The organism is Pseudomonas sp. MH10, assembly GCF_034353045.1.
Taxonomy (GTDB): Bacteria; Pseudomonadota; Gammaproteobacteria; order Pseudomonadales; family Pseudomonadaceae; genus Aquipseudomonas.
On the sequence record NZ_CP133783.1, the window covers coordinates 2884784 to 2904973 of the forward strand.

At 55.9% G+C, this 20190-nt stretch carries 14 protein-coding genes; 8 read left to right on the forward strand and 6 right to left on the reverse strand.

All coding sequences use genetic code 11. From position 1 onward, the window contains the following. Positions 1–84: 84 nt before the first annotated feature. The 6 genes from RHM59_RS12940 to RHM59_RS12965 form a co-directional block, all read right to left on the reverse strand. Positions 85–1530: an aldehyde dehydrogenase family protein gene (locus RHM59_RS12940; protein ID WP_322224211.1), complete on the reverse strand. Its 1446-nt coding sequence runs from the start codon at positions 1528–1530 to the stop codon at positions 85–87. 77 nt (positions 1531–1607) lie between these two features. After that, the gene (gene kdgD / locus RHM59_RS12945) at positions 1608–2519 is read right to left on the reverse strand and encodes a 5-dehydro-4-deoxyglucarate dehydratase (protein ID WP_322167578.1); all 912 of its coding nucleotides are present in this window, start codon (positions 2517–2519) and stop codon (positions 1608–1610) included. Between the two features lie 531 nt (positions 2520–3050). After that, a complete protein-coding gene (locus tag RHM59_RS12950) occupies positions 3051–3800 on the reverse strand; it encodes a FadR/GntR family transcriptional regulator (RefSeq protein WP_322167577.1) in 750 nt (249 codons plus the stop codon). Between the two features lie 99 nt (positions 3801–3899). Beyond that, positions 3900–5636 (reverse strand): ABC transporter ATP-binding protein/permease, encoded by a 1737-nt coding sequence (locus tag RHM59_RS12955; RefSeq protein WP_322167576.1) that lies wholly within the window; start codon positions 5634–5636, stop codon positions 3900–3902. A 98-nt stretch (positions 5637–5734) separates the two neighbouring features. Then, positions 5735–6301 carry a response regulator transcription factor gene (locus tag RHM59_RS12960; RefSeq protein WP_322167575.1) on the reverse strand — a complete coding sequence of 189 codons (567 nt, stop codon included), beginning with the start codon at positions 6299–6301 and terminating at the stop codon, positions 5735–5737. Continuing rightward, on the reverse strand, positions 6294–7556 hold the full coding sequence (locus tag RHM59_RS12965; protein WP_322224212.1) for an ATP-binding protein: 1263 nt from the start codon (positions 7554–7556) through the stop codon (positions 6294–6296). The genes RHM59_RS12960 and RHM59_RS12965 overlap by 8 nt, the downstream gene beginning before the upstream one ends. Before the next feature lie 440 nt (positions 7557–7996). Between RHM59_RS12965 and RHM59_RS12970 the strand changes: the two genes are divergently transcribed. The 8 genes from RHM59_RS12970 (at position 7997) to RHM59_RS13005 (ending at position 20186) form a co-directional block, all read left to right on the forward strand. After that, a complete protein-coding gene (locus RHM59_RS12970; RefSeq protein ID WP_322224214.1) occupies positions 7997–8710 on the forward strand; it encodes an SIMPL domain-containing protein in 714 nt (237 codons plus the stop codon). An 850-nt stretch (positions 8711–9560) separates the two neighbouring features. After that, positions 9561–11147: an HET-C-related protein gene (locus RHM59_RS12975; protein WP_416195094.1), complete on the forward strand. Its 1587-nt coding sequence runs from the start codon at positions 9561–9563 to the stop codon at positions 11145–11147. 101 nt (positions 11148–11248) lie between these two features. Continuing rightward, positions 11249–12847: an ABC transporter substrate-binding protein gene (locus RHM59_RS12980; RefSeq protein WP_322167571.1), complete on the forward strand. Its 1599-nt coding sequence runs from the start codon at positions 11249–11251 to the stop codon at positions 12845–12847. A gap of 269 nt (positions 12848–13116) precedes the next feature. Continuing rightward, positions 13117–14745 (forward strand): ABC transporter substrate-binding protein, encoded by a 1629-nt coding sequence (locus tag RHM59_RS12985; protein ID WP_322167570.1) that lies wholly within the window; start codon positions 13117–13119, stop codon positions 14743–14745. A 366-nt stretch (positions 14746–15111) separates the two neighbouring features. Continuing rightward, a complete protein-coding gene (locus tag RHM59_RS12990; protein WP_322224216.1) occupies positions 15112–16491 on the forward strand; it encodes an OprD family porin in 1380 nt (459 codons plus the stop codon). Between the two features lie 90 nt (positions 16492–16581). Beyond that, positions 16582–18177 carry an ABC transporter substrate-binding protein gene (locus tag RHM59_RS12995; RefSeq protein WP_322224218.1) on the forward strand — a complete coding sequence of 532 codons (1596 nt, stop codon included), beginning with the start codon at positions 16582–16584 and terminating at the stop codon, positions 18175–18177. A 76-nt stretch (positions 18178–18253) separates the two neighbouring features. Then, positions 18254–19264 (forward strand): ABC transporter permease subunit, encoded by a 1011-nt coding sequence (locus RHM59_RS13000; RefSeq protein ID WP_322167567.1) that lies wholly within the window; start codon positions 18254–18256, stop codon positions 19262–19264. Between the two features lie 10 nt (positions 19265–19274). Beyond that, positions 19275–20186, forward strand: coding sequence for an ABC transporter permease subunit (locus RHM59_RS13005; protein WP_322167566.1), 912 nt, complete (start codon positions 19275–19277; stop codon positions 20184–20186). Positions 20187–20190 lie beyond the last annotated feature (4 nt).

Below are 20190 nucleotides of genomic sequence, written 5' to 3' on the forward strand. Positions count from 1 at the left end.
GAACAAGCGCGACGCGGTGTATCAGGAAAACCGCGTTGAGGCATTCGCAGGCAAGCCAGCTCCCACAGGGATTGGCGTCGGGTCCTACGAACCGACGTAGCTAGTTTTTACCACGGTGTAGAACTCTTGCGCGTAGCGACCTTGCTCGCGCGAACCGTAGGAAGAACCTTTACGGCCACCAAACGGTACGTGGTAATCAACACCCGCTGTTGGCAGGTTGACCATCACCATCCCGGCTTGGGAATGACGCTTGAAGTGGTTCGCGTATTTCAGCGAAGAGGTGGCAATACCCGCCGACAGACCGAACTCGGTGTCGTTGGCCATGGCCAGTGCAGCTTCATAATCAGCAACACGAACGATGTTCGCCACTGGACCAAAAATCTCTTCCTTGCTGATACGCATCTGGGCAGTGCTGTCAGCAAACAACGTTGGCGCCAAGAAGTAGCCTTCGGTGTCGCAGGTGACCAATTCACCGCCCGAAACCAAACGTGCGCCTTCTTGCTGACCGATGGCGACATAGCTCATGTCTTGATCCAGCTGGGCTTTGGACACGACTGGACCGATATCAATACCGGATTTCAGTGCGTGACCCACTTTAATCGAACGCATGCGCTCGGCCATGGCTTCAACGAACTTGTCGTGGATGCCATCCGTTACGATGAAGCGGCTCGACGCCGTGCAGCGTTGACCGGTTGAATAAAACGCGCTCTGTACCGACAGCTCGACCGCTTGCTTGAGATCAGCGTCGTCGAGAATGACCTGTGGGTTTTTGCCGCCCATTTCCAGCTGTACTTTGGCTTGACGCGCGATGCAATCAACAGCGATCTGACGACCCACGCCGACTGAACCGGTGAAGCTAACGCCATCGACTTTGCGGCTTTTGACGATCACATCGCCTACCACACGGCCGCTGCCCATCACCAGGTTGAACACACCCGCCGGGAAGCCCGAACGGGAGATGATTTCAGCGATGGCCCATGCGCAACCTGGTACCAGGTCAGCCGGTTTGATCACTACACAATTGCCGTAAGCCAAAGCCGGTGCAATTTTCCAGGCTGGAATCGCAATCGGGAAGTTCCACGGGGTGATCAAACCGATCACGCCCAGCGGTTCGCGAGTGACTTCAACGTTGACGCCCGGACGTACGGACGGCAAGTAATCACCCGACAGTCGAAGGCATTCGCCGGCGAAGAATTTGAAAATGTTGCCAGCGCGGGTCACTTCGCCAATCGCTTCAGGCAGAGTTTTGCCTTCTTCACGGGCGAGCAAGTTGCCGAGCTCTTCACGGCGGGCGAGGATTTCGCTGCCGACTTTGTCCAGCGAATCGCTGCGTGCTTGAATGCCAGACGTCGACCAAGCCGGGAAGGCGGCACGGGCAGCATCAATGGCGGCGTTGACTTGCGCCACGTCAGCTTGAGCGTATTGGCCGACGACATCCGACAGATCAGATGGGTTGATGTTGGAGGAGTAAGTCGCACCGGCAACCCACTCGCCACCGATGTAGTTATCAAAACGTTTCGAATCAGACACGAACATTCTCCAAAAGGCACGAAAATCTAAAGGCAAAAAACCGCTGATCGCTCAGCGGCCTTGATTCTGCGTAATTATTATTGAGCGCCCTGCTTGTCCATCAACGCAGCGAGCATTTCAAACTCTTCTGCGGTGAGGTCAGTCAGTGGCGTGCGGACTGGGCCTGCGTCGTAACCAGCGATTTTTGCGCCGGCTTTAACGATGCTGACCGCGTAACCCGATTTGCGGTTACGGATGTCCAGGTACGGCAGGAAGAAGTCGTCGATCAGCTTGCCAACAGTGGCGTGATCGTCACGGGCAATGGCGTGGTAGAAGTCCATGGCCATTTTTGGCAGGAAGTTGAACACCGCCGACGAATACACCGGAACGCCCAGCGCTTTGTAAGCAGCGGCGTAGACTTCGGCAGTCGGCAGGCCGCCCAAGTAGCTGAAGCGATCGCCAAGGCGATGACGAATGGAGACCATCAGTTCGATGTCGCCCAGGCCGTCTTTGTAGCCGATCAGGTTCGGGCAGCGTTCGGCCAGACGTTCCAGCAGCGGAGCGGTCAGGCGGCAGACGTTACGGTTGTAAACGATCACGCCGATCTTGACCGACTTGCACACGGCTTCAACGTGGGCGGCAACGCCGTCCTGGCTGGCTTCGGTCAAGTAGTGCGGGAGCAGCAAGATGCCTTTGGCGCCCAGGCGCTCGGCTTCTTGTGCGTATTCGATGGCTTGGCGGGTCGAGCCGCCGACACCGGCCAGGATCGGCACGCTATTAGCGCAGGTATCGACCGCTGTTTTGATGACTTCGGAATATTCGCTGGCGGCGAGGGAGAAAAACTCACCGGTGCCGCCGGCAGCGAACAATGCGGTAGCGCCGTACGGGGCGAGCCATTCAAGGCGCTTGATGTAGCCGGCCTTGTGGAAGTCGCCCTGAGCGTTGAAATCGGTAACAGGAAAAGACAGCAGACCTGCAGAAAGGATGGACTTCAGTTCTTGTGGATTCATTATTCGAACACCCTGGGTAGCAAAATATGGAAGGAAGCGCATCAGCTCTCAACTGATGTTGTATGTCATCGTACAACTAGAAATAGAATGACTCAATAGGCTTTTAAAAATTTGATTGTCGGCGCCGATCAGAGGTATCGAAATCGATGTGAAGCACCTGTGGGACCGAATTCATTCGGGAAGCAAACAACGCGATCTATCTGAAACACCGCGTTGCGGCCTTCCCGAATGAATTCGGTCCCACAGATGCTGGCGTTGCACACGTTTCTATAGGCGCTGCCGAAGGCTGCGATCAGAATTTCAATGCCTACTGTTCCCTTGTCTGCCAAAAGTCTTTGTTGGCTTGCCAAAGAAACCGTCAATGCAGACGCCCAGGTTTCAGGTCGACATCAGCGGCGCGATGACCGGCCTCTTCGCAGGCAAGCCTACTCCCACCGTATCCGCGGCTGCTTGCTATCAACCGTGTCAATGAAATCCCAGAGCCATACCGGCTTCGCAGCCTTCGGCTCCTACAGTAGTGACGCGGCCCAGTTAAGCCTGCTGCTTTTGCGCCTCTTCATGGGCATGGCGCAGGCGTTCGCGGCTATTGGTCAGATGCAAGCGCATGGCGGCGCGGGCGGCGTCGGAGTCTTGGCGGGCGATGGCTTCGAAGATTTCTTCGTGCTCGCGGTTCAAACGACTCATGTATTGCTGCTGATCGTCATGGGCCAGATGCGCGGAATTGAGGCGGGTACGTGGAATGATGCTGGTACCCAGGTGAGTCATGATGTCGACGAAGTAACGGTTGCCTGTCGACAGCGCAATCTGCAAATGAAACTGGAAGTCTGATGACACACCGTCGGCGGCGTTTTGCGCCCTTTCGATCAACGTATCCAGCGCTGTTCGCATTAACGAAAGTTGCTCTGGGGTGCGACGTTGCGCGGCCAATCCGGCTGATTCGACTTCAAGGCTGATGCGCAACTCGAGAATCGCCAGCACGTCACGCAACGTGACAATGGTCGCCGGGTCGATACGAAACCCACTGGGGCTCGGCGTATCCAGCACAAAGGTGCCGATGCCGTGCCGGGTTTCTACCAAACCGGAGGCTTGCAATCGCGAGATGGCCTCGCGCACCACTGTGCGGCTGACGCCCTGTTCTTGCATGATTGCCGATTCGGTCGGCAATTTGTCTCCGCGCGTCAGTTGACCACCGCGGATCCGCTCGGAGAGTTCAGTCACCAACTCTTGGGCGAGGCTGCGGTGTTTTCTGCGAACACGTGGCGCAGGGCTCTGATTATCCATATCCGACATCAATCTCTAGAAAGCTTTATAAGCGCGCATGATAGCGCAACCGGGTTGTACGATAACATGCGTAAAAACCCGGTTACATTCAAGTATTTCTTACACGACGGCCTCAGGTTGAGGTTGTTCACGCAACTGGCCGCCATCAATCCGCACATGCCGGCGATGGAAGCGCTTAAGGCTAGCGCGGTGGCCAACACTAAGCAGGGTCACGCCCGGCAGCTCGTCGATCAGCGCCTGATACAGCGCGCCCTCATCTTCTTCGTCCATTGCCGACGTTGCTTCATCCAGATACAGCCAGCTCGGTGCGTAAAGCAGCGCACGGGCAAAGGCCACACGCTGTTGCTCACCCGGCGACAACATGCGTTGCCAGTGATCACTTTCGTCGAGACGCGGGATCAAATGAGTCAGACGACAGGTTTCCAGCACCTGCGCATAACGGTCGGCCGGATACGCTTCCGGTGCCTGTGGATAACTTAACGCCTCGCGCAACGTACCAATCGGCAGATACGGGCGTTGCGGCAAGAACAAATAGCGCTCGGCGGGCAATTGCACACGGCCCTGCCCCTCATACCACAAGCCACCCAATGCACGCAGCAAGGTACTTTTACCGCTGCCCGAACGGCCGCTGAGCATCACGCGATCACCCGAAGCGATGTCCAGATTGGCGCCGGCCAATAGATCACGACCGTCCGCCAGCTTCAGCTGTAAGTTATCAAAACGCAGCGCATTGCCATCGCGGTCCAGCTTGATCTCAGAACTGTGCGCTTCGTTGTCTGACATACCCTGACGGAAACTCAACAGACGATCGCAAGTGGCGCGCCATGAGGCCAGCGAGGTATACGCGTCGATGAACCAGCTGAAGTTTTCCTGCACGTTGCCGAACGCCGAGTTGATCTGCATCAGACCGCCCAGTTCGATGGCACCCGAGAAGTAACGCGGGGAGGCGACAACGAAAGCGAACACGGTGGCGATCTGTGAATAACCAGCCGTGAAGAAGGTCAGGCGCTTGGAGACCTTCATGATGTTCCAGTAATTGGTCCAGATCATGCCGAAGCGCGAACTCAACCGCTGATTTTCATTCGGCTCCCCATTGGAAAAGGCAATACTTTCAGCATTTTCACGAACCCGGACCAGCGCGAAACGCAAATCAGCTTCGTAGCGTTCCTGTTGGTTGCTCAGCTTGATCAGCCGCTGGCCGATCTTGTGAGTCAGCCAACTGCCCAACGCGGCATATAACAGTGCAGCCCAAAACATGTAGCCGGGAATCGTGATACCCAGCAGTACGATACTGCCCGAAACACCCCACAAAATGACCGAGAACGACACCAGGCTGACCACAGTGCGGATCAGGCCCAGCGCCAGGCTCAAGGTACTTGAAGTGAAGCTATTCAGGTCTTCGGACAATCGTTGGTCAGGGTTATCGGTGTAACCATGTTGTTCAAGCTGGTAGTAATTTTTGTGCGCGAGCCACTTGGCAAAGTGCTGCTCGGTCAACCATCGACGCCAGCGGATGGTCAGCATCTGCGTCAGATAGAGACGGTACACCGCACCGAGGATCGCGATGGCGGCGATACCGCAGAAATACAGAATCAGATGGGTAAACGCCTCTACGTTTTTCTCTTGCAAGGCGTTGTAGAAGTCTTTGTACCAACTGTTGATCATCACCGAGATCGCCACGCTGAACAGCGACAGCGCGATCACGGACACCAGCAGCAGCCAGGCCATGCCTTTTTCTTCGCTACGCCAGTACGGCGTTATCAGTTTCCAGACGCGGCGGAAGAACTCTCCGCGAACGGCGTCATTGACCCCAGAATACTCGGCGTTGCGATTCATTATTCAAGCTCGATTGGGATAGAAAAAACGCGCCGGGCCGATCATAAGTGATCGACGCCGCGCTTCGCGAAGTCCAAGGACATTCGTTCAGCCCCTGTTCAGCGCCTGACCGGCCGCTTTTGCAACTTACGCTGCAAGGTCCGGCGGTGCATGCCCAGGGCTCGAGCGGTGGCAGAGATGTTGCCTTCATGTTCGGTCAGCACGCGCTGAATATGTTCCCACTGCAAACGGTCCACCGACATCGGGTTTTCCGGCACCAGCGTGTCCAGGTCTGCATGTTCGGACAGCAACGCAGCCAAAACGTCGTCAGCATCGGCCGGTTTGCACAGATAATTGCAAGCGCCGCGCTTGATGGCTTCCACAGCCGTGGCGATGCTCGAATAACCGGTCAGGATCACCACGCGCATTTCCGGATCGATTTCCAGCAGCTTGGGCAGCAACACCAGCCCGGAATCGCCGGTCATTTTCAGGTCCAGCGCGGCGTATTCCGGAATGTCGTTTTGCGCCAACATCAGCCCTTCTTCGGCCGAACTGGCGGTGCTGACACGAAAGCCACGCCGACTCATGGCCCGTGCCATCACGCGGGTGAAGGTCGCGTCATCGTCGACCAACAACAAATGCGGCAGCTCTTCGCCTTCGCCTTCGACTTGAATTTCGTCACTCATGCTTTTCTCCTCGGGCGTCACGGGGCAGGCGCAACTCGGTGAGCGTGCCGCCCTCCTCATGACTGTAGAGTTTTACTGAGCCCCCGGCGCGGGTCACGCTGGCCTTGCTCAAAAACAGACCGAGGCCGAAGCCTTTGCCTTTAGTGGTAAAAAATGGCTTGCCGATTTGTTCGGCAATGGCCAACGGCACACCGGCACCGTGGTCTCGAATACTGATGCAAATTTCTGCGAGCCCCCAATCCAGACGCACTTCCAACCCTTCAGGACAGGCATCGGCGGCATTGTTCAACAGATTGAGCAACGCCTGGGTCAGATCCTGCGGTGGCGCCAGTCGGGGAATCGACCCTTGGCCCACAAGCTGGAAGCGGTAGCTGGCTTCAGGCCGCATCAAGTGCCAACGGTTCAAGGCTTCGTCCAGCCACTCAGTCACGTCACGCTCTTCAACGGCCATGCGCCGATTGGCTTCAGCGGCGCGCACCAGTTGTTGCAGGGTGTGCTTGCACTGCTTGACTTGCTCTTGCAGCACGGCCAAGTCTTCCTGCAACAGCGGATCGTGATGGTCCTGGCGCATTTCTTTGATTAGCACACTCATGGTCGCCAAGGGTGTACCCAATTCATGGGCGGCGCCAGCCGCTTGGGTCGCCACGGCCAGCAATTGTTGGTCACGCAGGCCTTCTTCTCGACGTTCGGCACGTAGTTGTTCTTGGCGTCGAAGCTCTTCGGCCATCTTTGCCGCAAAAAAAGTGATCACGGCAGCGGCCAATGCGAAGCTCAGCCACATGCCATAAATCTGCATGCTCTCCCGAGCGATGGGAAAGGTACCCATGGGGTAGAACTGCACCAGCAATAGGGTGTAGCTGGTCAGCGCCAAGCCCGAGAGCATCAATGAATACAGCCACGGCAACGTCACTGCAGCGATAGTCAGCGGTACTAGGTAATAGGAAACGAAGGGGTTGGTCGAGCCGCCGGAGAAATACAGCAATACGCTGTGGATCAGCATGTCGAGGGCCAGTTGTACGGCATATTCCAGCTCGGTGACCGGCCACGACGTACGCAGGCGAATGGCGGTCAATACGCACAGCACCATGGAAAAACCAAGCGTGATCGCCAATGGCAGCCAGGGCAGCGGTAACAGGTTCAACAGATAGGCGACACCTACCGAACCCGCTTGCGCGGCAAGCACTAAAGTACGGATCACGGTCAGGCGCCACAGGTTCTGGCGAGTGGCTGAAAGCAGTTGAATCGGGGCGAGCATGAGCTCTCCTGATGAGCGATGCAGGCGAATCGCGCGCAGTATAACGAAGCAAATGTAAAAACAGCGTAACTGCGTCAAAGCGTCACAGTGCCATCACCGTGCCTGACCCTTTTGCAGACCCATCGAACTCTCTGTAGGAAGGTCCGCCACGTCTTCGACGCCGCGCTGTCTCGCGCAGCAAACTGGGTGGCACTTTGTGTGGTTTGAGGTTGCAGGGTGTCAGGACTGAAGCCTTCCCGAATAAATTCGGTCCCACAGATGTTGGCGATGCACAGATTCTGTAGCTGCCGAAGGCTGCGATCAGGTCCGAAGGACCTTCGCCAACACGTTGGCTCTACAGTGGTCCGTATACCCCCCAGGAACCGGAGTGGATGATTTACAGTCTGATGGGTTTGTGTCTGACGGCTATCCGCTTCGGATGTTTTCAACAAGGAGTTTTTATGTTCAGCCTTCGCCCCGCCGCTGCCCTCATTGCTCTCGGCATTGTTACCTTTGCCAGCCTCCCAGCAATGGCCGATGAGCCGCGTTACAACCAGGTTTCCGTACGCGCAGAAGTCAGCCAGGAAGTGCCGCGCGACCTGATGATGGTCACGTTGTTTACCGAGGCGCAGAACACTGACCCGGCTAAACTCGCCACAGAGATTACTGAGTCGCTGAACAAAGCGCTTGGCCAGGCTCGCGAGGTCAAAGGCGTGACCATTCGACAAGGCGCTCGCAACAGCTCGCCGATCTACGATGACAAGGGACAAAAAATCACGGGCTGGCGCGAACATGCCGAGCTGCGGCTTGAAAGCGCCGACTTTGCGGCTTTGTCGAAGCTCACAGCAACGTTGCTGGACGGTATGAAAATTAGCAGCATGGACTTCGCCATCGCCCCACCAACACGAAAAGCCAGCGAAGACTCCCTCCTCAAAGACGCCGTGACCGCGTTTAAAGCGCGTGCGCAGTTGGTCACCGACGCCTTGGGTGGCAAAAGCTACAAGCTGGTGAACCTGAACCTCAACACCTCAGGCTTTCCACAACCGTACCTGCGTGCGCCGGTCATGATGATGAAAGCCGCCCGTTCCGACGCGGCCCCTACCCCGGATGTTGAGGCCGGCACAAGCCAGGTCAGCGTTAACGCCGATGGCGTGATCGAAGTACAGATGCAATGACGCCAAAACGGCGGCAGGCCCTGGCTTTCCGCCGTTTCGCTACCTTCGCGCCGACATCGCGCCTTCACGCTGCACCCTCGCCCTACAGCGTCCGCTGACAAGGCTGATTTTCAGACGCCGCTCAAACCGTAAACTCCTGTCTCGCACCACCCATCACGTCGCGCTTCGAACCGCCTTGAAACAGGCTGCATCGCTGCACGTCGCTTTAAATACCTCATGGATGAATACACTGATGTCGTCAAAAATCGACGCTTACAAGACCCTTCGTTTTCTAAAACTCACACCGTACGAGCACCCGCTGCCGGGGTTGGCAGGCCAACTGCACACCACTTACGCCCTGGATCAACTGACGGACCTGGCAAGGATCACCCCGCCAGCCGCCTTCGCCTTGATGATGGCCGAAACGTTCGGCTTCGATATCCCGGCCCACACTTACTTCACGCTTCAAAAAGCCCTGCTGAGCGGAAACGTGGAAAACCCGAAACATGTGGTCATGCCGACTTACACCTACCCGGCCGACTATGACAATCGGGACCGCACCGTGCGCATCCACCCCGCAGCGATTGAACGCGTATTAACGGACCCAAGCACTTCCTGGGAGCTGCTGGCAATTTTGCTTCATGAGTTCGGGCATCATCTGGATAACGTGCTGCGCGGTGATCTTGCGGATAAAAACGCCGACGGCACGCCTAGCGTTGCCCCTGATTCAGCGCGGGAAGAAGGCTCAGGTCACGCTTATCGAATGGCACTTTTCGGCTCAATGGACCAGACCGACGGCGGTATCGAGATCGCCACCTTTTGCCCGCCCGATGCAGATCCGATTGCAATCAGCGCCTGTTACTTCAACGCCATGGAGCGAATTCAAGAAACACAAAGCGCAAACCTGAACAGCCCTATTAATGAACACGGTGATCGAGAAGGGTTTGAGGCGGGGTCCGGTAGCAAGGACAAGCACACCCACCAAACCATTGAAGCCGTACTGGGGTCCGTTGGTCTAGAAACGTCGCAAGTTCAGATGGCGTACTTCGGCAATTGGCTGCGCGATTATTCACAATTACTCGACCCGAAGATCGTCCGAGCCGCCACGATGCCCAAAGACTTTCCAAATGTGCTGTCCCGTGAGGCATTGACCAAGATAGTGGACGTCATGTCGGTGGCCAAATTCAAAAACCTGAGGTCCATCAGGCCCGAGTTCTACACGGTCACGCCAGACGTCCTGGGGGTCTACCGCCCCAGCCAACATATCGACAACCCGAAAGTCACCAACCCAACGCCGGCTGACCCAACGACGCGTGATGCCGAGTTTGAACAATGGGTGATGCCGGGTGACCCGCTGCTTGAGGTCGACCCACAGACCTCCATGAAACGCTACATTCAGCGCTCAGTAGCGGTCATGCAGGACGAACTGCGTCAGGCGATGGCGCAGGGCCCCGATTATCAGGGTTTAAAACCGTTCGGTGCAGCGCTGCACATCCTGGAAGACTTCTTTGCTCACTCCAACTTCATTGAGCTGAGCTTGATCAAACTTGGCCATAGCACGGTGCTGCCATGGACCTCAAAAACCGACTGTAAATGGCACCTGCCATTAGTCACCGGCACCTTCGGCGGTACCGATGTTATTTCCAGTCTGGCGGGCCCTATTGGCGACGTTTTGTTTTCAACCAAGGACGTCGGATTTAAACCCACCGTGCCGGGGTTTCGTTCAGAACGGGATCAGATCATATTGATCCTGCTAAACGAACATCACGATGAGAAACTACTCGACATATTCAACGCCTTTTTGGATGCTCGTGACCAATGGGCCAGTTTGCCGGTATCGGAATATGTCGAAATGTACGCCTGGTTTACCGGGACACCGGGGCGAATATTGAGCAATGTTTTCAACACCGTCATGCAAGGCATGTTGGGATTGATCGGAAACAGCATCGACGATGCCCAGACTCATTTCGGCGATGACCCCAATACCAGTGGCTCCACCGATCCATCGCACTCGCAGCTGTCCAAAGACCACGCGGAGCACCCACTTCATAAGTTGGCCGCCTTGCTGGCTGAAGAAGCAGTAAAACGCGTCGCCCAAGCGATGGTCGCCCATTGGAACGGCGAAGGTGAAGTCGACCCAGTGGCCATGGCAACAGCGTTCTTTGTTCACCCCATGGACTGCACATGGCAGGACGAAATTATAAAAGACTGGGCCTTCAACCACCCCTACCTTGTTCGCCGTAGCACCTCTAAAAGCGATCTGGATGATCTACAAAAAAATGCACATGACGCGGCGGAGCAGGCATTAAAACGATTAAGGAAAGACGGTAAAACTGTTCTGAACTTCATTTTCCGGGGTGAGAAAAACAAAGAATCTTTCTACCACTTGCTGGGTCAGCAAACAGCGCTTGGGCCATTGTTAAACGCCGTTAAGGACCGCGCGGACAAGCACGACTAACTCTGGGCCGTAAACACTGTAAGCAGTGCGGTACTCTCCGTTGTCTATTCGGCTGTCAGGCCCTTTCGACCACGCGATGACCGCACTTACTCGAGGCTCCCATGGGACACACATTTAGACCCTTGTTGCTTGCCACCGTTTTAATAGCCTGCGCGCCGCTCACTCAGGCGGCTACAACCCTGGTGTATTGCTCCGAAGCCAGCCCCGCTGGTTTCGATCCAAGCCAATACACCAGCGGCACGGAATTCGATGCGTCTGCCGAAACCGTGTTCAACCGTTTAACTCAATTCGAGCGCGGCAGCACCAACGTCGAACCGGGGCTGGCGACACGTTGGGAGGTCTCTGCCGATGGCCTGAGATACACCTTTCATCTGCGCCCGAACGTAAAGTTTCACACCACCGACTACTTCACCCCGACTCGAGACTTCAACGCGGACGATGTGCTGTTCACCTTCAACCGTCTGCTCGATCCAAACTACCCGTTTCGCAAGGCGTACCCGTCTGAGTCGCCTTACTTCAATGACATGGGCCTGAACACGACGATCAAAAGCGTCGACAAAATCGATGATCTCACCGTGCGTTTCAGCCTGAACAACGTGGATGCGGCGTTTATTCAAAACCTGGCCATGAGCTTCGCCTCGGTTCAGTCCGCCGAATATGCCGCGCAACTGCTTAAAGAAGGTAAGGCAGCTGACATCAATCAAAAACCCATTGGCACCGGACCGTTTGTGTTCAAGCGCTATCAGAAAGATTCGCAGATTCGCTACAGCGCTAATACCGCGTATTGGAAGCCGGAGGACGTGAAAATCGACAACCTGATTTTCTCGATCAATACCGACGCCGCCGTACGCGTGCAAAAACTCAAGACCAACGAGTGTCAAGTCAGCGGCTACCCTCGGCCACAAGACATTGAACTGCTGGAAAAAGACCCGAACATTACTGTCCTCAGTCAGCCCGGCTTCAACCTCGGCTTCCTGGCCTATAACGTCACCCATAAACCGCTGGACCAGCTCAAAGTGCGTCAAGCGTTGGACATGGCCATCGATAAGCCCGCGATCATCAAGGCGGTCTACCAAAGTGCCGGGCAACTGGCGCAGAACGCGTTGCCGCCTAACCAATGGAGTTATGACCCGACGATCAAGGACGCGCCGTACGATCCAACGAAAGCCAAACAACTGCTCAAAGAAGCCGGCATTGCACCGGGCACAGAAATCAGCCTGTGGGCGATGACGGTACAACGGGCTTCCAACCCCAACGCACGAATGTCTGCGCAGATGATTCAAGCCGACTGGGCGAAGATCGGCATCAAAGCCACGATTGTCAGCTACGAATGGGGCGAGTACATCAAGCGCGCCAAGAACGGCGAGCATGACGTAATGACCTATGGCTGGACCGGTGACAACGGTGATCCCGACAACTGGCTCGGCGTTCTTTATAGCTGTGCGGCAGTGACCGGGAGCAACTTTGCCAAATGGTGCGACCCGGCCTACGACGCGCTGGTAAAAAAAGCCAAAGTCACCAGTGATCGCGCAGAAAGAATCAAGCTGTACCAACAAGCACAGCACATTTTGAAGGAACAAGTGCCCATTACGCCGATTGCCAATTCCAAGGTTTTTCAGCCAATGCGCAAAGAAGTGCAAAACTTCAAACTCAGCCCATTTGGCCTCACGCCCTTCTACGGAGTGAGCCTTAGCCAATAGCCATTCAGTAACACCTTTGCTCTAACCGGGTGCAATTTACACGCCCGATCGCACTTACTCGGTGCAGGCCATGTTGCTAAAAACGACCACGCAAACGATCAAATGCGCGTCGAATTACATTTATGCGACATTCCTGTACGTTCGTGCCACTGTTTGACACTTCAATGGCGCCAGCATCTTGCTTTGGGTATGGCGCCTGCATAAGTATCCGCAGGGTCGACTCATAAGGTCGCGCCCTCTACTAAAAAATGACAACAACTGAGGCCACCATGCTCAAACAAGCGGTCATTCCGTTTCTACTCAGCGCAGGTTTAATTGCCTGCGCTCCGTTCGCCCAAGCAGCTCCTACTTCACTGGTGTTTTGCTCCGAAGGCAGCCCGGCCGGTTTTGACCCAGGTCAGTACACTACCGGAACCGATTTTGACGCTGCCGCCGAGACGATGTTCAACCGTCTCAGTCAGTTCGAGCGCGGTGGTACCGCTGTTATTCCAGGCTTGGCGACTAGCTGGGACATTTCCCCAGACGTGTTGACTTACACCTTTCACCTGCGTGAAGGCGTGAAGTTCCACACCACCGACTACTTCAAGCCGACCCGTAACTTCAATGCCGATGACGTGCTGTTCACGTTCAACCGCATGCTGAACAAAGACGATCCGTTCCGCGTCGCCTATCCGACCGAATTCCCGTACTTCACCGACATGGGGATGGACACCAACATCACCAAGGTCGAGAAAGTGGACGATCACACGGTCAAGTTCACGCTGAAAACGGTTGATGCCGCGTTCATCCAAGACATGGCCATGAGCTTCGCGTCTATTCAGTCCGCTGAATACGCCGCGCAACTGCTCAAAGAAGGCAAGGCTCAAGACATTAACCAGAAGCCAATTGGTACTGGTCCGTTTGTGTTCAAGAGCTATCAGAAAGACTCCAACATCCGTTACACCGGCAACAAGGATTATTGGAAGCCTGAAGATGTCAAAATCGACAACTTGATCTTCGCTATCACCACCGACCCGTCAGTGCGGATGCAAAAGCTGAAGAAAGGCGAATGCCAGATCACCCTGTACCCGCGTCCAGCTGACCTTGCCGGGCTCAAAGCCGACAAAGACCTGAAGATGCCTGACCAGGCGGGCTTCAACTTGGGGTACATCGCTTACAACGTCATGCCAAAAATCAAAGGCAGCGACGAACCTAACCCAATGGCTCAGCTGAAAGTTCGTCAAGCGCTGGACATGGCCGTCAACAAGCAGCAGATCATTGACTCTGTGTATCAGGGCGCGGGCCAATTGGCCGTCAACGCCATGCCGCCGACCGAATGGTCCTATGACACCACCATCAAGGACGCCGGTTACAACCCGGAAAAAGCCAAAGCGCTGCTCAAGGAAGCCGGTATCAAAGAAGGCACCGAAATCACCCTCTGGGCGATGCCGGTTCAGCGACCTTACAACCCCAACGCCAAGTTGATGGCTGAGATGCTTCAGTCAGATTGGGCAAAAATCGGCATCAAAGCCAAAATCGTTACCTACGAATGGGGCGAGTACATCAAACGCGCCAAAGCAGGCGAAAACGGCGCAATGTTGATTGGCTGGAGCGGCGACAACGGTGACCCGGATAACTGGTTGGGCACCCTGTTCGGTTGCGACGCGATGGACGGTAACAACTTCTCGAAGTGGTGTGACAAGCCGTACGACAACCTGATCAAGCAAGCGAAAGAAACACCTGACCAGGCTAAGCGCACCGTACTGTACAAACAGGCGCAACACCTTCTCAAAGACGCCGTGCCGATTACTCCAATCGCGCACTCGACCGTCTATCAACCTATGCGTAACAACGTCCAGGACTTCAAGATCAGCCCATTCGGCTTGAACTCGTTCTACGGTGTGAGCGTTAGTAAGTAAGAACTATGTCGCCGCGCTGTTACCAGCGCGGTGACATTTTTTCAGAAAGGAAAAACTGTCCAGCGTTCAGCAAGTAACTGCCAAAAGCAGTTGCCCACTATCGCTATGCACTTTTCCTACAAACTCTGAAGCACTTAGGACTATTTACTCCGCAGCCCGAGCCCTTTAGTTTTCGGGGGCTTGCGTCAGTTATTGCTTGATAAAAACCGTTTCAAGCCGGGAGGAAGCACTTCGTCCCGAGCAAAGCCGTTCCGACGATTTGACTGTAGGCATTTGCCACTACTTCGAACGAGACGGACACCGAGCACCATCCAAGCCAGATCAACCAAAAAACTGGCCCTATAAAAGTTGTAAGGGAGCTTAAACGTGAAAAGAGCGAGTACCGCACTATTAGCCCTGTCCATCTCCACATTGGGAGCAATGGCACAGGCGGAAAGCGTCAGTCAGGATTTCGAACGCACAACGGTCAGCACCAGCAAGGCTCAAGATGACGCCAAGGGCTTCATCGAAGGTTCAACGATAAAGGGTTCCACAAAGAACTTTTTCGCGAAAGAAGAAAGTAGCCGTAACGATCTTTTCAGGTATCAAAAAGACGGCACGACAGTCTCGACGCCACGCCGCAATACCTGGACCCAAGGCACGATCATCGATTACTCCTCGGGGTTCACCCAAGGTGTTGTTGGTTTCGCGACCGAAGCCGCTATTTACAACGAAGTCGCACTCGAAAGAGGTCACGCGCGAATCGCCGGCGGCGGCAACCGAACGCTGACAGACAGCAGCGGCGATGCCGTTGACCAGTGGAGCAAAATGGGGCTTGGCAACATAAAGGCCCGGGTGTCCAACACCATCGTGACCGCTGGCCGTCAGTCAGTGAATACGCCAGTGATCGCCTTTATCGGCAACCGTGCCTTGCCTTCAAGCTTTCAGGGTTTCGCCGTACAGAGCGACGAACTGAGCAACCTGTCGTTCCAGGCTGGCAGCTTCGACCGCGTATCGCCGCGTACCGAAGAAAGCCTGACCAAGTTCCGCTCTGAGTACGCTGACCGCAGTATCACTTCCGACCGCTTGAGCATGGCCGGTGTGGACTGGAAACCGTCGAAGGCGCTGACGGCAAGTTTCTATGCGTCTGACCTGGAAGATTTCTGGAAGCAGTACTACGTCGGGGTCAACCACGACCTGGGCGATCCATCCGTCCTGGCCCTGAGCACTGGTTTTAACTACTACAAAACCAAGGACAGCGGCCAAAGCAAACTCGGCGCCATCGACAACGATACGTACAGCCTGTCATTCACCCTGGCTCACCAAGCCCACAGCTTGACGCTTGCGTATCAGCAAGTCGCGGGCGACACGTACTTCGATTACGCCCATGAAACCAACGCCATCTTCCTCGCCAACTCCTTGCTGTCCGACTTCAACGGACCGAATGAGAAGTCGATCCAGATTGGTTACGGGTTGAACATGGCCGAATACGGCGTACCGGGTCTGAAATTCAGCATCTACTCGGCACACGGTTTTGGTATCGACGGCACTCACTACACCGGCACTGCTTATTCCGACGTGAAAGCCATGAACGGTGAACACCACCAGGAATACGGTTTCGGCACCGCTTACACCATGCAAAGCGGCCCGTTGAAGGCAAGCAGCGTCAAAGCCAGCTATACCACGCACCGTGCTACGGCAAATCAGGTGGACGGCAACATCCGGGAACTGCGAGTCGTGACCACGATTCCATTCAACATTCTTTAACGCATCAACGGCGCCTGATGCGGGGGTTTCGGAGCAGTCCGCGATCATCCGCACAGGCGTCACCATTCAGATGTTTGCGGAGGGTTTATATTGAAATTACTTTCTTTACGTACCTCGATTGCACTGGCGTTGCTCAGTGTCGCCGTCAGCGTTTCAGCCAAACCTTTGGTGGTTTGCACCGAAGCCAGCCCTGAAGGTTTCGACATCGTGCAATACACGACCGCCGTCACCGCCGACGCGGCAGCGGAGACCATCCTTAACCGACTGGTAGATTTCGCACCCGGTACCACGGATGTGGTCCCTGGCCTGGCCGAAAGCTGGGAGATCAGCCCGGATGGCCTCACCTACACGTTCCACTTGCGCCACGGCGTGAAATTTCAGACCACCGATTATTTCAAACCAACCCGCACAATGAATGCCGACGACGTGCTCTGGAGTTTTGAGCGCCAGCTCGACCCGAAGCACCCTTGGCATGACAAATCACTGATTGGTTTCCCTTACTTCGAAAGCATGGGCTTTACCGACCTGCTTAAGAGCGTTGAAAAAGTCGACGACTCCACGGTCAAATTTACGCTGACCCGCCCTGAATCACCCTTCCTGCGCGACATGGCCATGGCCTTCGCCTCGATCTACTCTGCCGAGTACGGCGACCAACTGCTCAAGTCCGGTAAAACCGCCGACCTCAACAGCAAACCCATCGGCACCGGTCCGTTCATCCTTGTTCGCTATGCCAAAGACGCCCAAATCCGCTATAAAGCCAACCCGGATTACTGGAAGGGTCAAGTGCCGAGCGAAGCACTGATCTTTGCCATCACCCTCGACAACAACACCCGACTACAAAAACTAAAAGCCAACGAGTGTCAGATTGCCCTGTACCCAAAACCTGATGACATCGCCAACATCAAGGCTGACCCCAATCTCAAGATCGACGAGATGGAAGCCATGATGACCAGCTACGTCGCCATGAACACATCCCATAAATACTTGAGCGACGCGCGCGTGCGTCAAGCGATCAACCTGGCCTTCGACAAAAAGTCTTATATCCATGCACTGTTCGGCGAAGGCAAGGCGACCGAGGGCGTCAACCCGTATCCGCCAACGCTGCTAGGCTACGCCGCAGACATCCAGAACCCGCCTCGTGACCTGAACAAAGCCCGCGCATTGCTTAAAGAAGCCGGCGTGCCGGAAGGAACGGTATTGACCCTGTTCACCCGTAACGGCGGTGCAGTGTCGAACCCGAACCCGCTGGTGGGGGCACAGATGTTGCAGTCTGATCTGGCGCAGATTGGCATCAAGGTGGATATTCGCGTTCTGGAATGGGGCGAAATGCTCAAACGCGCCAAAAATGGCGAACATGACCTGGTGTTTGCTGGCTGGGCCGGAGACAACGGTGACCCGGACAATTTCCTTACGCCAAATCTGAGTTGCGATGCGGCGAAAAATGGCGAGAATTACGCACGCTGGTGCGACAAGACGTTCGAAGACGCGATTTCCAAGGCCCGAGCCATAACAAATCCTGCTGAGCGTGCTGCGCTGTATGAGCAAGCCCAGCAAGAGTTCCACAAAGAACAACCGTGGCTCAGCCTGGCTTACCCCAAACTGTTCACTGCCATGCGCAAAAACGTCGAGGGCTATCACATCAGTCCTTTGACCACTAATAACTTCGCCACCACACGGGTGAAGTAGATAAGAAATACCGGCGTCGCTCGTAACCCGGGCTTCGTCGGTGCACGCCTAACCGGCTGATGAGGTACACCAGAAGATGTTTAGTTTTATTGCCCGCCGCGTGGGGTTGTTGATACCCACCTTCTTCGGCATCACCCTGCTGACGTTCGCTTTAATTCGCTTGATCCCCGGCGATCCCGTGGAAGTGATGATGGGGGAGCGCCGGGTTGACCCGGTCATGCACGCCCAAGCCATGGAACGTCTGGGTCTGAATAAGCCTCTCTACGCCCAATACCTGGATTACGTCGGCAAGCTTGCCCACGGTGATCTGGGCGAATCGCTGCGCACCCGTGAAAGCGTGTGGACCGAATTCACCGCCCTGTTTCCGGCCACGCTGGAACTGTCGATTGCGGCACTTATTTTCGCTGGCATCCTGGGCCTGCTCGCCGGGGTGATCGCGGCACTCAAACGAGGATCCCTGTTCGACCATGGGGTCATGGGTATCTCCTTGGCGGGGTACTCAATGCCGATTTTCTGGTGGGGCCTGATTCTGATCATGTTCTTCTCGGTGACCCTTGGCTGGACACCGGTGTCCGGGCGCATCGATCTGCTGTATGACATCCCGCCCAAAACCGGCTTTATGTTGATCGACACCCTGCTCAGTGACGAGCCCGGTTCGTTTCTCGACGCCCTGCACCACCTGATTTTGCCAGCCATCGTGTTGGGTACCATCCCGCTGGCGGTGATCGCCCGGATGACCCGTTCCTCGATGCTTGAAGTGCTGCGTGAAGATTACGTGCGCACCGCCCGCGCAAAAGGCCTGTCGCCTGCCCGAGTGGTATTCGTCCACGGCCTGCGTAACGCGTTGATTCCGGTATTGACCGTGTTCGGCCTGCAAGTCGGTACGTTGCTTGCCGGTGCCGTACTGACCGAAACCATTTTCTCTTGGCCCGGTATCGGTAAGTGGCTGATCGAAGCCATCGGCGCCCGGGACTATCCCGTGGTGCAAAACGGCATCCTGCTAATCGCCTGCCTGGTGATTGTGGTCAACTTCGTGGTGGACATCCTCTACGGCTTTGCCAACCCACGCATTCGTCACCACGGCTGAGATCATTCCTATGAGCACATCTACTCCCGCGGTAGCAGTCGATCAAAGCCTGCTGTACCCGTCGCCATACAAAGAATTCTGGAGCGCATTTGCGCAGAACAAAGGCGCCGTTGCCGGCCTGATGTTCATGACCCTGATCGTTTTCTGCGCTTTGTTCGCGCCGTGGGTCGCCCCACACGACCCCAGCGAACAATACCGCGACTTCCTGCTGACCCCACCGGTCTGGCTGGCGGGCGGTCAATGGCAATTCCTGCTGGGCACCGATGAACTGGGTCGTGACTTGTTGTCGCGCCTGATCACCGGTTCGCGCCTGTCGCTGCTGATCGGCATGTCCTCGGTGGTCATGTCGTTGATCCCAGGGATTCTAATGGGCCTGCTGGCCGGGTTCTTCCCGCGCATTCTTGGCCCGTCGATCATGCGCCTGATGGACATCATGCTGGCGCTGCCGTCGCTGCTGCTGGCTGTGGCGATTGTCGCCATCCTCGGCCCTGGCCTGATCAACACCATCATCGCCATTGCCGTTGTGTCGCTGCCTTCCTACGTGCGACTGACCCGTGCTGCGGTCATGGGCGAACTGAACCGTGATTACGTGACCGCCGCCCGTTTGGCCGGTGCCACCCTGCCACGCCTGATGTTCATCACCGTGCTGCCCAACTGCATGGCACCACTGATCGTGCAGGCGACCTTGAGTTTTTCCTCGGCGATCCTTGATGCAGCGGCATTGGGTTTCCTTGGCCTGGGCGTTCAACCGCCAACCCCGGAGTGGGGCACGATGCTGGCCTCCGCGCGCGATTACATCGAACGCGCCTGGTGGGTGGTAAGCCTGCCTGGCCTGACCATTTTGCTCAGCGTGCTGGCAATCAACTTGATGGGTGACGGGTTGCGCGATGCGCTGGACCCGAAACTCAAAAATGCCGCCTGAGGAG

Excerpts from the sequence above, each read along its gene's own strand:
- kdgD (WP_322167578.1), bottom strand. The coding sequence starts at position 2,519 with ATGAATCCACAAGAACTGAAGTCCATCCTTTCTGCAGGTCTGCTGTCT.
- RHM59_RS12950 (WP_322167577.1), bottom strand. The coding sequence starts at position 3,800 with ATGGATAATCAGAGCCCTGCGCCACGTGTTCGCAGAAAACACCGCAGC.
- RHM59_RS12955 (WP_322167576.1), bottom strand. The coding sequence starts at position 5,636 with ATGAATCGCAACGCCGAGTATTCTGGGGTCAATGACGCCGTTCGCGGA.
- RHM59_RS12960 (WP_322167575.1), bottom strand. The coding sequence starts at position 6,301 with ATGAGTGACGAAATTCAAGTCGAAGGCGAAGGCGAAGAGCTGCCGCAT.
- RHM59_RS12965 (WP_322224212.1), bottom strand. The coding sequence starts at position 7,556 with ATGCTCGCCCCGATTCAACTGCTTTCAGCCACTCGCCAGAACCTGTGG.
- RHM59_RS12970 (WP_322224214.1), top strand. The coding sequence starts at position 7,997 with ATGTTCAGCCTTCGCCCCGCCGCTGCCCTCATTGCTCTCGGCATTGTT.
- RHM59_RS12975 (WP_416195094.1), top strand. The coding sequence starts at position 9,561 with ATGGAGCGAATTCAAGAAACACAAAGCGCAAACCTGAACAGCCCTATT.
- RHM59_RS12980 (WP_322167571.1), top strand. The coding sequence starts at position 11,249 with ATGGGACACACATTTAGACCCTTGTTGCTTGCCACCGTTTTAATAGCC.
- RHM59_RS12985 (WP_322167570.1), top strand. The coding sequence starts at position 13,117 with ATGCTCAAACAAGCGGTCATTCCGTTTCTACTCAGCGCAGGTTTAATT.
- RHM59_RS13000 (WP_322167567.1), top strand. The coding sequence starts at position 18,254 with ATGTTTAGTTTTATTGCCCGCCGCGTGGGGTTGTTGATACCCACCTTC.
- RHM59_RS13005 (WP_322167566.1), top strand. The coding sequence starts at position 19,275 with ATGAGCACATCTACTCCCGCGGTAGCAGTCGATCAAAGCCTGCTGTAC.